General features: G+C 38.2%; 12 protein-coding genes. 2 read left to right on the forward strand and 10 right to left on the reverse strand.

The window, feature by feature from the left end:
• Positions 1 to 62 precede the first annotated feature (62 nt).
• On the forward strand, positions 63 to 917 hold the full coding sequence (locus BW964_RS05565) for a hypothetical protein (RefSeq protein WP_076505523.1): 855 nt from the start codon (positions 63 to 65) through the stop codon (positions 915 to 917).
• 699 nt (positions 918 to 1,616) lie between these two features.
• Here the strand turns inward: BW964_RS05565 and BW964_RS05575 are convergent.
• The 7 genes from BW964_RS05575 to BW964_RS05605 form a co-directional block, all read right to left on the reverse strand.
• On the reverse strand, positions 1,617 to 2,660 hold the full coding sequence (locus tag BW964_RS05575) for a bifunctional transcriptional activator/DNA repair enzyme AdaA (RefSeq protein WP_076505527.1): 1,044 nt from the start codon (positions 2,658 to 2,660) through the stop codon (positions 1,617 to 1,619).
• A gap of 5 nt (positions 2,661 to 2,665) precedes the next feature.
• A complete protein-coding gene (locus BW964_RS05580; RefSeq protein ID WP_076505529.1) occupies positions 2,666 to 3,436 on the reverse strand; it encodes an isocitrate lyase/PEP mutase family protein in 771 nt (256 codons plus the stop codon).
• Between the two features lie 64 nt (positions 3,437 to 3,500).
• Positions 3,501 to 3,971, reverse strand: coding sequence for a DUF1203 domain-containing protein (locus BW964_RS05585; protein WP_076505531.1), 471 nt, complete (start codon positions 3,969 to 3,971; stop codon positions 3,501 to 3,503).
• A gap of 136 nt (positions 3,972 to 4,107) precedes the next feature.
• On the reverse strand, positions 4,108 to 7,287 hold the full coding sequence (gene carB / locus BW964_RS05590; RefSeq protein ID WP_076505533.1) for a carbamoyl-phosphate synthase large subunit: 3,180 nt from the start codon (positions 7,285 to 7,287) through the stop codon (positions 4,108 to 4,110).
• Between the two features lie 45 nt (positions 7,288 to 7,332).
• Positions 7,333 to 7,695, reverse strand: a complete 363-nt coding sequence (locus BW964_RS05595; RefSeq protein WP_076505535.1) for a four helix bundle protein — start codon at positions 7,693 to 7,695, stop codon at positions 7,333 to 7,335.
• 10 nt (positions 7,696 to 7,705) lie between these two features.
• Positions 7,706 to 8,788, reverse strand: coding sequence for a carbamoyl phosphate synthase small subunit (locus tag BW964_RS05600; RefSeq protein WP_076505537.1), 1,083 nt, complete (start codon positions 8,786 to 8,788; stop codon positions 7,706 to 7,708).
• A gap of 127 nt (positions 8,789 to 8,915) precedes the next feature.
• Positions 8,916 to 9,812, reverse strand: a complete 897-nt coding sequence (locus BW964_RS05605; RefSeq protein ID WP_076505539.1) for an aspartate carbamoyltransferase catalytic subunit — start codon at positions 9,810 to 9,812, stop codon at positions 8,916 to 8,918.
• A gap of 240 nt (positions 9,813 to 10,052) precedes the next feature.
• Between BW964_RS05605 and BW964_RS05610 the strand changes: the two genes are divergently transcribed.
• Entirely contained in the window at positions 10,053 to 10,514 is a 462-nt protein-coding gene (locus BW964_RS05610) for an Lrp/AsnC family transcriptional regulator (protein WP_073334824.1), read from the forward strand.
• 153 nt (positions 10,515 to 10,667) lie between these two features.
• Here BW964_RS05610 and argH read toward each other — a convergent pair whose 3' ends face one another.
• The 3 genes from argH to argB form a co-directional block, all read right to left on the reverse strand.
• Complete coding sequence (gene argH, locus BW964_RS05615) at positions 10,668 to 11,972, reverse strand: argininosuccinate lyase (protein WP_076505540.1); 1,305 nt, start codon at positions 11,970 to 11,972, stop codon at positions 10,668 to 10,670.
• Between the two features lie 222 nt (positions 11,973 to 12,194).
• Positions 12,195 to 13,277 carry a M20 family metallo-hydrolase gene (locus BW964_RS05620; RefSeq protein ID WP_076505542.1) on the reverse strand — a complete coding sequence of 361 codons (1,083 nt, stop codon included), beginning with the start codon at positions 13,275 to 13,277 and terminating at the stop codon, positions 12,195 to 12,197.
• Positions 13,252 to 14,046, reverse strand: coding sequence for an acetylglutamate kinase (gene argB / locus BW964_RS05625; protein ID WP_076505545.1), 795 nt, complete (start codon positions 14,044 to 14,046; stop codon positions 13,252 to 13,254). Before argB ends, BW964_RS05620 begins: the two co-directional genes overlap by 26 nt.
• Positions 14,047 to 14,084: the final 38 nt, after the last annotated feature.

A 14,084-nucleotide genomic window follows, 5' to 3' on the forward strand; every position in this document is an offset into this window, starting at 1 on the left:
TGCTGTTTCAAAGATAATAGGTAATTTTAAAATTCCTGATTTTAACCACTAATCACTTCATAATGTTCAAAAAAATAAGCTTTACTCTTCTCTTTTCATCCGGTCTTTTCAGCCTACATGCACAACAGACCATCCCTTTCAGAATCACTAAACATAATAATATCATTGTAAAAACACTGGTGAATAAAAAGGATTCTCTGGATCTGATGTTCCAGATTGCCATGGAAGACGCCGCTATTTCCCCGGAAAGACAGCGCAAAGCGGATCATATTATTTTCGATAAAGAGGAAATAAGTGAAAATAATACGGTGCAGATTGGAAAATTAACCTTGAATAACGTTCGTTTCTCTGATCATCAAATGGCTGGTCACGAAGCGGATGGAAAGATCGGAACCGTTCTTTTTGGCGGAAAGGCATTTAAAATTGATTATGATAACAACCAATTCATTATTTATGATCAGGCGCCAGATGTGAAAGATTACCAGCCCATTACTACACTATATGATCATGAAGCTTATTATCTGGTAGCTGACAACGTTATCGATGGAGATAAACAGCAGGAAGCTTATTTTGTGCTTCAATCCGGATACTCAGGAGGATTGCTATACAGTAATGATTTTGCCATAGAAAAGAATCTGGACAAAAAACTGAAGATCACAGGAGAAAAAACATTAAAAAATTCCAGTGGACAAAGCATTGTTACCAAACAGGCCATACTTCCTTTCCTTAAAGTAGGAAATAATGTTCTAAAAGATGTTTCCGCAGGATTTTTTATTGGTGATCTGAAGAAACAAACGGTTAATTATTTTGGTGCCGATCTTTTGAGAAGATTCAACTGGGTTTTTGATGCAGACAAAAAAACAGCGTATATCAAGCCTAGCAAGTATTTTTCGGAACCGTATTATCAGATTAAATAAGACTGAAAAACCCAATTTTTTTAAACCACTTTTAGTCTTAAACCTGGGTATTTCAAGATCAAAAAATGTAAAGTTTGGGACGTTTCTTTAACGAAGTAACTTGACAATGGGGCAAAACTTCTTTGCTGACCACTTTTGTATTTCCGCCTATCAGCATAATATGATCTAAAAATACCGGCTGCATATCTGATATAGAAAAATAGGGAGTGGGGTTTTCCAAGGATGCAAAAGTCTGTATTATCGTCTAATATAAACCGAATTGCAGTGATTCTCCATTTAGAGATTACAGAATCAGGATATAGGTTTTCTACTTTTATTTTGATAATCCGGGATGAATCTATTGCCATACTATTAAACATAATTTTATCCGTTAGATACAGTCTATTCAGAGGAATTCCAAGCTTTTGTACGATGAAAATTGTATCTATTATCCAAATCACCACAAAAATTATAGTGACGAGCACAAGAAAAGCCTGTAATGTCTGGGTGACGAAAACACTGGAAATAAGACCACAAAACAGGGCCATAGGAAAAATAGTATGCTTGAACCTGTCGAAAAAATTACCGCTAATTCTCATAATTATTGTTGCATTCCAGAGCTTTGCGACCGGGTGGATTTTGAAAGCCTCAATGCTCAGCGAATATAAAAAATTCAAGTGAAGAACAACCTTTGAATTTCGTAGTCATTCCGCATACTATTTAAAATAAAATAGCCCCTTCCAATTCCAGCAGTTTTTGTTTTCTCCATATTCCTCCTGCATAGCCTACCAGTTCCCCATCTGAACCTATCACCCTGTGACACGGAATAATGATGGCTATTTTATTGATTCCATTAGCCGTTCCTACAGCACGCACGGCTTTAGGGTTACCCAAAAACTCTGATTGTTGCTTGTAACTTCGGATTTCTCCTGTGGGTATCTCTGTTAAAAGCTTCCAGACTTTCTTCTGAAAATCAGTTCCGGTAATATAAAGAGGCACTTCAAATTTGGTCCTTTTCCGTTCAAAATACTGGTTCAGCTCTACTTCCAGCTGTTGAAAGTGTTTATTTTCACCCTGAACGATCTCTGCATTCATTGCCTTGGAGAGGCGGGCAAGCTGCTGGTCTATATTTTTCCGGTCCGTAAATTCAAGCAGGCAGATTCCTTCTTCACAGGCACAGGCAAACATGGGCCCCAATGGAGTTTCGATTCTTTTCAGATCAATGATTTTCTGGTGACCTGTTTTTTTGGGAGTAGTCCCAATGATGTCTTTGAACCGCTCATTGAATCCGCTTAAACTTTCGTAGCCTGATTCCAGCGCTACGTCTATGATACGTTCCCCCTTTTTTATTTTCTTGAATGCTTTATTCATTCTGAATTCTCTTTGGAAAGTCTGAAAGGTCATTCCATGGTTTTTAATGAACCAGCGCCTGATGGTTACCGGTTCAATATTCCTTTTCAGAAGGTCTGCATCTTTGATCTTTAACGATTCATTCTGTTGCAGCTCATCCAGCAGATCCTGAATGTATCGGGGCGTTTCATTCAGTTTTTCAAGCGGCCGGCATATTTTGCAAGGTCTGTAGCCGTTTTCTATGGCTTTTTCTGTATTGATGAAGAATTCTACATTTTCTCTCTTGGGTTTTCGGGCAGTACAGGTGGGCCGGCAGAATATACCTGTAGTTTTTACAGCCATCCAGTAAATGCCTTCAAATGAGGAATCTTTTTCTAAAGATGCCTGATACATTCTTTCTTCTGTAAGTTTCATGATATCTAAAAAATAGGAGAAAAACTTCCGGCCTCTCCAATAGCTTTTAACGCGGTTTCTAACTGACCATAAATATACCCATTTAAGAAATTTCCTGATGAAATTCTTTTAACTCCTAATTTTTTAAGGGTTTGAAAATCCGTAAGTTCCGGCATACACATCACGCTGAACGGAAGTTTTGCCGTTTTAATAACGTTTTCAATATCCTGTACTTCGGTAATGCATGGAACAAAGATTCCGTCCGCACCTACTCTTTCGATGATTTCTATCCGTTCAAGTGTTTCCTGTATTGTATTGTCTACTCCCAGAAGAAACGGATCTATTCTTACATTGACGAAAATATCTATATTCTGTTCTTTAAGTTGAAGAATGACTGCATTTAATTTTTCATGGAAATCATGGGTGCTCAATAGTTTTCTAGTTCCGTCAATGATCACACTGTCTTCGATATTGATCCCAACTACGCCTGCCTTTGCCAACCTGGAAATGTTTAGAACAATCTCCTCCGCAGTTTTTCCGTAGCCTCCTTCCAGGTCTACGGAGAGGGGAATTGATATAGATTTTAAAATTCTTTCAATGATATAAAAATATTCATCAAAACTCATATTTTCGCCATCTTCATATCCCAGGGTAAATGCCACGGCCGAGCTTGAAGTGGCTACTGCCTGATAGCCTGATTTTTCATATATTCTTGCGCTTTGGACATCCCAAACATTTCCTATTAATAATGGATCTTCCTGCTTATGCAGTTCTCTGAATCTCTGAATTGCTGTCATTTTATTTTTTTATCAAAAGTACCGGGGATCTTATTTTTATGCAACCGAAAAACGGACAAGTATTTTATATTCTTTTTACGATACAATTAAAACATCCTGGTTTTGCATTATGCAAATGTATATATTCAATCTTAGGATTTTCCAGAATTTGCAAAAGTTTATCTTTTAAAAACCTGCCTTCACAAACATCAGCAAAAATCATCATCGCTTCTTTATTATATCCCCGAATGGAAAGCAATCTATGATTGAACATTATGGGAATTTCGTTTTGTGTATACGTTTTTGTTAGCTGATTTGCCCGTACAAAAATAGGTCCGCTAGCCCGATATGGAGAGTTGACATTATGAAAATCATAGTTGAGGAGGAAAACCGTTTCACCGATCGCAGCATCTTCCAAAGTAACCCTGCATGGAAATCCCGGGAATTTATCTGCTTTTATTTTTTTAATAGTATGCTCTGAGAGTTCAGTTTCAGAAAGGTCATTCAAATATGCAAAATTCAAATGATGCAATGCTTCCAATTTAAAATTATTCATTTTCTTTTTTTACAAATTTAAATTGACAGAATTCTGATTACAACCGAAAAACGGACAGGTATTTTTTAATGGAAATAAAAAATAAACCCCGCAAGAAAACTCACGGGGTTTGAAATATATTATCTGGTCTCGATGATTACATCGTCTCCATTTTGAAACTCATGCTTTCAATTACTTTCAGAATGGCTTCTACAGTGTCCATGGATGTTAAACAAGGTACGCCGTTCTCCACACTCATTCTTCTGATCTGGAATCCGTCTCTTTCTACCTGCTTTCCTTTGGTCATGGTATTCACTACGTACTGCACTTTTCCTTTCTGGATCAGGTCGATCAGGTTGACATCATCTTCTCCGATTTTATATCCTATTTTACAAGGAATACCTTTTTCTTCAAAGAATTTAGCCGTTCCTTCTGTTGCCCAGATTCTGAAACCAACTTCGTGAAATCTTGCTGCAAGGTCTGCCGCTTCCTGCTTGTGTTTATCGGCAACTGTGAACAAAATTGACCCGTGCATCGGAACTTTTCTTCCTGCGGCGATCAGTCCTTTGTAAAGGGCTTTTTCCAAAGTGGTGTCTTTCCCCATTACTTCTCCTGTAGACTTCATTTCAGGTCCCAGAGAGATATCGACCTTCGTTAATTTTGAGAAAGAGAATACGGGAACTTTTACGAAAACTCCTTCTTTATTTGGAACTAATCCGTTTTTGTATCCTAAATCTTTCAGTTTCTGTCCTAAAATTGCTTTTGTTGCCAGGTTCGCCATCGGAACTTCTGTAATTTTAGACAGGAATGGAACTGTTCTTGATGACCGTGGATTCACTTCGATCACATAGACGTTTCCTTCGAAAAGGACGTACTGGATGTTCATTAAACCAATGACATTCAATCCTTTGGCCAGTCTTTGTGTATAGTCTACCAAAGTATCGATTTCCTCCTGTGAAACATTCTGAGGCGGATATACTGCAATAGAGTCTCCGGAGTGAACTCCCGCTCTTTCGATGTGTTCCATAATTCCTGGAATAATAACCGTTTCACCATCGCAGATGGCATCTACTTCCACTTCTTTTCCGGTAATATAACGGTCTACCAAAACCGGGTGTTCCGGGCTTGCATCTACCGCAAATTCCATGTAATGAGCCAATTCGCTTTCAGTGTAAACAATTTCCATGGCTCTACCTCCCAGTACATAACTTGGACGAACCAAAACCGGATAACCGATCTCGTTGGCAATGGTAATGGCTTCTTCTTTTGAAGTGGACGTTTTACCTAAAGGCTGTGGAATTCCCATTTCCTGAAGGGCTTTTTCAAATTTATCTCTGTTTTCAGCTCTGTCCAGATCTTCTAATGAAGTTCCCAGAATTTTCACTCCGTAACTTGCCAGTTTATCAGCTAAGTTAATGGCAGTCTGTCCTCCGAACTGAACCACCACTCCCATTGGCTTTTCAAGATCGATGATACTCATTACATCTTCTTCCGTTAAAGGTTCGAAGTATAATTTATCTGAAATCGAGAAGTCTGTAGAAACCGTTTCCGGGTTGTTGTTGATGATGATCGCTTCGTACCCCATCTCTTTGATCGCCCAAACCGAATGCACGGTTGCGTAGTCAAATTCAACGCCCTGACCAATTCTGATAGGTCCTGAACCTAAAACAATTACTTTTTGTTTATCGGTAACTACACTCTCATTTTCTTCTTCGTAAGTTCCGTAGAAATAAGGAGTTTCACTTTCAAATTCTGCAGCACATGTATCCACCATCTTGTAAACAGGGATCACTCCGTTTTCTTTTCTGAAATTGTAAACTTCTCTTTGCTTGGATTCCCATAAATGAGCGATATTCTGATCTGAGAAGCCTAGTTTTTTAGCCTGAATTAAAGTTTCTTTGTCAAATTTATTGGCTGCAATTACTTTTTCAAAATCAACAAGTTTCTTTAATTTCCAGATGAAGAATTTATCAATCTTACTCCATTCTACAATTTGTTCCCAGTCGTAACCTCTTCTTAGGGCGTCGCAAATAATGAACAGTCTTTCGTCATCACAAACTCTGATTCTTCTTTCAATATCTTCGGCTGTTAATGCTGCTGCCTGTTTTGTTTTTAATCCTAAATGTCTTAATCCTGTTTCTAAAGAACGAACGGCTTTCTGTAAAGATTCCTCGAAGTTTCTTCCGATGGCCATTACTTCTCCGGTCGCTTTCATCTGGGTAGACAATCTCCTGTCCGCCGTTTCGAATTTATCGAATGGGAATCTTGGGAATTTTGTCACCACATAGTCAAGGGCAGGCTCAAAACATGCGTATGTTTTTCCTGTCACAGGGTTCATGATCTCGTCAAGCGTTAAACCAACCGCAATTTTTGCTGCAATTTTCGCGATCGGGTATCCTGTCGCTTTACTTGCCAATGCTGATGAACGGGAAACTCTAGGGTTCACCTCGATGATATAGTAGTTGAATGAATGCGGGTCTAAAGCCAGCTGAACATTACATCCTCCTTCAATTCCTAAGGCTCTGATGATCTTCAGAGAAGCGTTTCTCAGTAACTGGTACTCTCTGTCAGAAAGCGTCTGAGAAGGGGCTACTACGATAGAATCCCCTGTGTGAACTCCTACCGGATCTATATTTTCCATGTTACAAACCACAATAGCATTGTCGTTCGCATCACGCATTACTTCGTATTCAATTTCTTTGAAACCTGCAATTGATCTTTCAATAAGACACTGCGTCACCGGACTGTATTTTAATCCCAGTTCAGCAATCTCCTTCAATTCAGCTTCTGTAGAGGCAATCCCACCTCCGGTTCCTCCCATTGTAAAGGCAGGACGAACAATGACAGGATATCCGATTTCTTCAGCAAAACGGATCGCTCCTTCTACTGTAGTTACAATATCTGACTCAGGAACCGGTTCGTTAAGCTCTCTCATCAGTTCACGGAAAAGATCTCTGTCTTCCGCTCTGTTGATCGCAGAAAGTGTTGTTCCCAAAACTTCCACTTTACATTCTTCAAGAATTCCTGATTTTTCCAGCTCTACCGCCATATTCAGACCTGTCTGCCCTCCAAGCGTTGGTAGCAAAGCATCCGGACGTTCTTTTCTGATGATGTGGCTTACAAACTGAAGTGAAATCGGCTCGATATATACTTTATCTGCGATTTCTACATCCGTCATAATAGTCGCAGGGTTTGAGTTGATCAAAATCACCTTGTAGCCTTCCTCTCTCAAAGACAGACAAGCCTGCGTTCCTGCGTAATCAAATTCAGCTGCCTGCCCGATGATGATGGGCCCTGAACCGATTACTAAAATTGTTTTTATGTCGTTTCTTTTCATAGGTTTAAAATGTAACAATTTATCAATCTAACAGTGTAACAATGTTTACAAACCGTTTTCCTTTGATAAACTTGTGCTTAAAATTTTATAAATAATTTTCCCAATTTCTATGATCTGTGTTTCCAACTTATCTTCAAAAGGATAATTTTTGGAATGTTTGCACAGATATAACCAATATTTTGTTTCTTCAAGTTCCTTGGCTGCAATTTTTATCTTATTCACAAAATCTTTTTTACTGTAAGGATTCTGTGCTTCAAAAGAATTGGCACCAATACTTGTTCCTGAGCGTAATAACTGTTTAGCAATGACGAATTTCTTATGCTGCTCCAATAATTCGCAAAACTCAATAATATCTAAAGAGAATTTCACGGTTTTTTCAATTAAAGGATTGTTTTCGAAATTGATCATTTAATTATTGTTAAACTGTTACATTTTTAAATTGGTACATTAGATCGATGAACTCATCAAACAAATAGTTTGCATCTTCAGGGCCTGGGCTTGCTTCCGGGTGATATTGTACGGAGAAACAAGGGTGGATCTTGTGCTTCAGACCTTCATTGGTTCTGTCGTTCAGGGCGATATGAGTTTCTACAAGGTCTGTGTCTTTAAGACTTTCCTGGTCTACTGCATATCCGTGGTTTTGAGAAGTGATGGATACTTTGTTTTTCTCAAGATCCAATACCGGGTGGTTTCCTCCTCTGTGTCCGAATTTCAGTTTGAACGTTTTTGCGCCACATGCCAGACCGATCAGCTGATGTCCAAGACAGATTCCGAAAATCGGAACTTTTCCTAATAATCCGCGGATCATTTCTAAAGCTTGAGGATTATCTTCAGGATCACCAGGGCCATTTGAAAGCATGATTCCGTCCGGATCCATCAATAGGATTTCTTCGGCTGTTGTATCATGAGAAACTACGGTGATATCACAATTTCTCTGAGACAATTCTCTGATAATCCCCAGTTTGGAACCAAAATCTACCAACACTACTTTGAATCCTCTTCCCGGATTGGCATAAGAAGTCTTTGTAGAAACCATTTCTACCTGATTGATAGGGAAAGTCGTAGATTTCAGCTCTGTTACGACTGTATTTTCATCAGTCTCTGCATTTACGATTTTTCCTTTTACCACTCCTGAATTACGTAGAATTCTGGTCAATCTTCTGGTATCGATTCCTGAAATCCCTGAAAGGTTTTTCTTTTTAAATAATTCATCTAAAGTCATCTGCGTACGGAAATTGGAAGGAAGATCGCAAAGTTCTTTTACGATAAGTCCTTTAATGGCCGGCTCGATGCTTTCATAATCATCACGGTTAATACCATAATTTCCGATAAGCGGATAGGTCATGCAAACAATCTGACCGCAGTATGACGGATCGGAGATCAACTCCTGATACCCTGTCATTCCGGTATTGAAAACTACTTCTCCGGCAGTTTCCGATTCTGCTCCGAAACCTTCTCCATGAAACACTTCACCGGACTCCAGTATTAATTTTTTCTTCATTTTATTTATCTCTTTATTCTATTTTATTCTGTATAATTTCTTTGTACAATGTATAATGTCGGTTGTATAATGTATCTTATGTTCATACATTTTACTTTTTACATTTTACTTTTTACATTTTACTTTTTTACAATTCTTTAAAGGTATATCCTTCTTTTTCCAGTGCTTCTTTCAGGATGGCCATTCTTGCGAAGACACCGTTCTGCATCTGTTTGAACACTCTTGAGCGTTCGCATTCCACAAGGTCTGTATCAATTTCAACGCCTCTGTTGATGGGTGCTGGATGCATGATGATCGCTCCCTGTTTCATTCCTTTTTCTCTTTCTTTTGTCAGACCGTATTTTCTGTGGTACTCGGAAGCGGAGAAACTCATCTGGGCATCGTGTCTTTCGTGCTGAATTCTTAGCAGCATCAGAACATCTACCTCAGCAATAAGCTGATCTACTGACAAATAAGTTCCGTTAATCAAAGCGCCTTCATCAAACCAGTGTTCAGGTCCTGAGAAATACACTTTAGCCCCTAATCTTCTTAATGCTTCAGCATTAGAGTTGGCTACACGGCTGTGTTTTACATCGCCTACAATGCCTATCTTCAGTCCCTCAAATTTTCCGAATTCCTGATAGATGGTCATCAGATCCAGCATACATTGGGACGGATGATTTCCTGTTCCGTCTCCTCCGTTGATCACCGGAATATTGATATTATTTAGTTCTTCAAAATACCGGTCCTTTTTATCTCTGATAACGACCAGATTTACTCCCAGACTTTCAATCGTTTTTACGGTGTCGTAAAGACTCTCTCCTTTGTTTACAGAACTGTGGGAAGCATCAAAAGGAACTACCTGCAGGCCAAGCTTTCTTTCTGCCATATCAAAACTTGTCTTTGTTCTTGTACTGTCTTCAAAGAAAAGATTTGAGCAGAAAACTTCTCCTTCAATTTTTGCAGTTTTCCCGTTGGCAAAAGCCAGTGCTTCGGTCAGTATACTGTTGATTCTCTCGGTACTTAGTTCTGTGATCGTAAACATAATTCTTAATTTTTGTGCATAAAAAAAGCGAAGACAGGATCTTCGCTTAATAATAATAAATATCGTAAAGGGCGCTTTCGCCCGGTAAATCTAATGATATAAATGCTCTTTTATTCATTAGGTGCAAAGATATACTATTTTTACGAATCTGCAAAACTAAAGTTCCAAATAAATTAAAACCGGCATTCCTTCCTTATTTTCATTTATAATTGATATTTTTGTTAAAACTCAACCCACCCTATGGATTTAAAGGACAAAATGATTCTCAGCATTATTCAGGAAGACTCTACGCTATCGGTAAAAGAAATTTCAGAAAGGATAGGTCTTACGTTTACTCCTACTTATGAACGAATCAAACAGCTGGAGAAACAGGGCATCATTGAGAAATATGTCGGTCTTTTGAATCGTGAGAAACTGGGTTTGAATATCGTGGTTTACTGTAATGTCCGTCTTAAGGAACAGTCGCAGAAAGTACTGGAAACCTTTGAGAAAAACATCATGAAACATGATGAAGTTCAGGAGATTATCAGCCTTTCCGGCGAATACGACTATATGCTTAAAATCATAGCAAAGGATATTAATTCTTATAATGATTTCGCAGTGAATGTGATCTCAAACATTCCTAATATTGGCCAGTATCACAGTTCTATTGTACTTCACGAGGTGAAAAAATCGACTAAGTTTAAAATTGATCTGGAATAATCATTTTTAAATTTAATTAAACCATTAAGATTTCTTTAAGTGATTAAGGATAGTTAAGGATTCACTAGCGAATTCTAACAAGCTAACTGCTTTTAAAAATCGTAGATTTTCTTAACTCAACTTAAAAGCTTCAATAATCTTAATGGTTCAAAATCAACCAAATAATTTATTCTTCAGCTTATTAAACTGATATTCTATCTTGTCCAGGCATAGATTCCCTATGCTTCCCTGATGACTGTGGTCTAAGTTTCCGACTTCAAACTCAAATTCATTATTTTCAATCTCCTGCCCTACTTTTACATAAGCATCGCGGAATGAACTTCCTTTCTTCACTTCTTCATTGATCTTTTCCACACTGAAAAGATATTTGTACTTCCCGTCTTCCAGAATTCCATCTTTTACCTGGATATTCGGAAGGGTGTAGCTTAAAATCTCAAGACATTCTTTCAGGGAATCGATAGCAGGGAAAAGAATTTCTTTTGTCAGCTGTACGTCTCTGTGGTATCCTGACGGCAGATTGTTTGTTAGTAAAATAAGCTCATTCGGTAAAGACTGAATTCTATTGCATCGGGCACGAACCAGTTCAAAAATATCCGGGTTCTTTTTGTGAGGCATAATACTGCTTCCAGTGGTAAATTCCTTAGGAAAGCTTATAAAATCAAAGTTCTGGCTTAAATATAAACAGACATCATAAGCAAATTTACCGAGAGTTCCCGCCAAGGTTGCCATGGCCATGGAGAGCATTTTTTCGGATTTTCCACGGGTCATCTGCGCATAAACTGAATTATAGTTCATCGACTGAAAACCTAAGTTGTAGGTCGTAATCTCCCGATTAATAGGGAAAGAGGAACCGTATCCTGCGGCTGAACCCAAAGGATTTTTATTGATAATGTTCTTCACCGAAAACAACAGTTCAACATCATCTAACAACGCTTCCGCATAGGCTCCAAACCATAATCCAAACGAAGATGGCATGGCAATCTGAAGATGGGTATAGCCGGGAAGCAATTTACTTTTGTGCTGATCAGCGAGCTTGATTAAAATCTGGAAGAACTCGTCCGTCAAAGCTGTAATTTCACGAATTTCATCCAATAGATAGAGTTTAATATCCAACAAAACCTGATCATTTCGTGATCTTGCGGTATGAATTTTCTTTCCGGTATCGCCTAACTTTTCAATGAGTATCGCTTCAATCTGAGAATGGATATCTTCTGCTTCTTTATCGATTTCAAAGTCTCCGTTCTCAATATCTTTTAAAATATCTGTCAATACAGAAAGCATCTGTTCTGATTCTTCACCGGAGATCATTCCGGTTTCTGCCAACATCTGGCAATGCGCCATAGAACCTTTAACGTCGTATTTTGCTAAACGCTCATCAAAGTCAAGATCTTTTCCGACTGTGAATTTGTTGACTAATATATTGGTGGCCAGGTTATCCTTTTGCCATATTTTTTTCATAATACTATTCTTTACAATATTTAATTCGTTTCAACCTGCTCAGCAAAGCCTCTTTAACTATAAAAAAACATCTCCGCATTGAAAAGTTTTCGTTTTTAATTGTCTTTTTGCATAAATCCTTATTAAAAACTGAACTTTGATCTGCCTGCTGAGCGTGGTTAAAACATTTTTTAGATGATAGATTTCAGATGTCAGATATCAGACTTTTGAAAATCTTGTGTCTTATAAAACTTTTTCCAAGATCCTTATATAGATCTCAATTCCTTCTTCAATCTCTTTGATATAGATGTACTCATCCGCTGTGTGGGAGCGCCTGCTGTCACCCGGGCCTATTTTGACAGAGGTGCATGGAATAATGGCCTGATCCGATGACGTTGGTGAACCATAGGTTGTCCTTCCGATTTCCAAGCCTGCCTTTACAAACGGGTGATCCATCTCTATTTTTGAAGAATTCAATCTGAAGGACCTGGCCGTTAATGAAGATTTCATCTGGGACTGGATGATTTCAAAAGCTTCTTTATTGGAATATTCATCGGTAACCCTGACGTCCAGAGTGAAAGTACAGGCTTCCGGAACTACATTGTGCTGAACACCTGCATGAATTCCAGACAGCGTCACTTTAACTTCCCCGAGATAATCTGAAACCTTCGGAAATCTGAAATTCAGAATATGCTGAAGATCTTCCATACATTTTACAATAGAGTTATCGTCGTTCGGATGAGCAGCGTGAGAAGGAGTTCCTTTCATTTCCCCATCTATGACCAAAAGTCCTTTTTCCGCGATTGCCAGATTCATCTGCGTGGGTTCTCCTACAATGGCAAGCTCGATGTTCGGAAGCTGTGGAAATAAGGCCTCAATTCCATCAAATCCTGAAATCTCCTCCTCAGCCGTCAACGCAATCACTACATTATATTTTAAATCTTCTTTCTCATAAAAATGCACAAAAACCTGAGCCATAGATACCAGAGAAGCTCCGGCATCATTGCTTCCCAATCCGTACAGTTTTCCATCCTGCTCAACCGGAAGAAAAGGATCCAGCGTATAGGCTTTATTCGGCTTTACTGTATCATGATGGGTATTCAGTAAAATGGAAGGCTTCAATACATCAAAGTTTTTATTGACTGCCCAGATGTTGTTTTTAAAACGTTTCGTAGGAATTTGATTTTTCTTGAAGAAATTCTCAATTTCTACGGAGGTATTGTATTCATCTTTACTGAATGAAGGAGTGGCAATCAGTTTTTTAAGCAATTCAACGGCCTGATTCAGTAGCTCTTCTTTACTATAAACAGATTTCAGTTCCTCCATGATGGTTTTCTATATGATTTTTTAATTGGGTTTCTTTAATTAAGAATACCTTATTTACTTTATTTTTTACAGCTCCGAGAGCATTTTCAAGTTTGGGTAAAATTCCTTTATGCAATTTTCCTGCTTGTTTTAAAACCGAAAATTCTTCTTCGGAAATATTTCCAATAACAGATTCCGGATTTTCCACATCTTCCAACACCCCTTCTTTATCAAAACAATACAATAATTCTACATCATATTTCGAAGACAAAGCCTGAGCAATAACCGAAGCAATCGTATCTGCATTGGTATTAAAAAGATTTCCTTTTTTATCATGAGTTATCGCTGAAAAAACCGGGACAAGTTTAAGTTTAATCAATTTTGAGATCAATTTCCTGTTCACACTTTTCTTCTCAATATCTCCCACAAATCCGAAATCTATTTCTGCATGTTCTCTTTTTTTGGCTTTAATTAAATTCGCATCCGCTCCGGAAAAGCCTATTGCCTGGCATTTTTTCTGCTGAAGTTTTGCTACAATATTTTTATTGATTCCTCCTGCATACACCATCGCCACAATATCCAGCGTCTCTTTATCTGTAATTCTTCTTCCGTTGATCATTTTCTGTTCAACACCCAGTTTATCCGCCAAAGTGGTTGCTAATTTTCCACCACCATGCACCAGAATTTTCTTTTCTTTAATTTCAGAAAACTGCTCTAAAAATTGGTCAAGCAACTCCGGATCATCGATCAGGGCTCCTCCTATTTTTATGATGTATAATTTTTCTTTCATTTTGATTAATAGGATTCCATCCTATCTTGGGTTAAATC

It is taken from the genome of Chryseobacterium shigense, from assembly GCF_900156575.1.
GTDB classification, from domain to species: Bacteria; Bacteroidota; Bacteroidia; order Flavobacteriales; family Weeksellaceae; genus Chryseobacterium; species Chryseobacterium shigense.

Coding starts and splice junctions, on each gene's coding strand:
- BW964_RS05565 (WP_076505523.1), top strand. CDS start 63: ATGTTCAAAAAAATAAGCTTTACTCTTCTCTTTTCATCCGGTCTTTTC.
- BW964_RS05575 (WP_076505527.1), bottom strand. CDS start 2,660: ATGAAACTTACAGAAGAAAGAATGTATCAGGCATCTTTAGAAAAAGAT.
- BW964_RS05580 (WP_076505529.1), bottom strand. CDS start 3,436: ATGACAGCAATTCAGAGATTCAGAGAACTGCATAAGCAGGAAGATCCA.
- BW964_RS05585 (WP_076505531.1), bottom strand. CDS start 3,971: ATGAATAATTTTAAATTGGAAGCATTGCATCATTTGAATTTTGCATAT.
- carB (WP_076505533.1), bottom strand. CDS start 7,287: ATGAAAAGAAACGACATAAAAACAATTTTAGTAATCGGTTCAGGGCCC.
- BW964_RS05595 (WP_076505535.1), bottom strand. CDS start 7,695: ATGATCAATTTCGAAAACAATCCTTTAATTGAAAAAACCGTGAAATTC.
- BW964_RS05600 (WP_076505537.1), bottom strand. CDS start 8,788: ATGAAGAAAAAATTAATACTGGAGTCCGGTGAAGTGTTTCATGGAGAA.
- BW964_RS05605 (WP_076505539.1), bottom strand. CDS start 9,812: ATGTTTACGATCACAGAACTAAGTACCGAGAGAATCAACAGTATACTG.
- BW964_RS05610 (WP_073334824.1), top strand. CDS start 10,053: ATGGATTTAAAGGACAAAATGATTCTCAGCATTATTCAGGAAGACTCT.
- argH (WP_076505540.1), bottom strand. CDS start 11,972: ATGAAAAAAATATGGCAAAAGGATAACCTGGCCACCAATATATTAGTC.
- BW964_RS05620 (WP_076505542.1), bottom strand. CDS start 13,277: ATGGAGGAACTGAAATCTGTTTATAGTAAAGAAGAGCTACTGAATCAG.
- argB (WP_076505545.1), bottom strand. CDS start 14,046: ATGAAAGAAAAATTATACATCATAAAAATAGGAGGAGCCCTGATCGAT.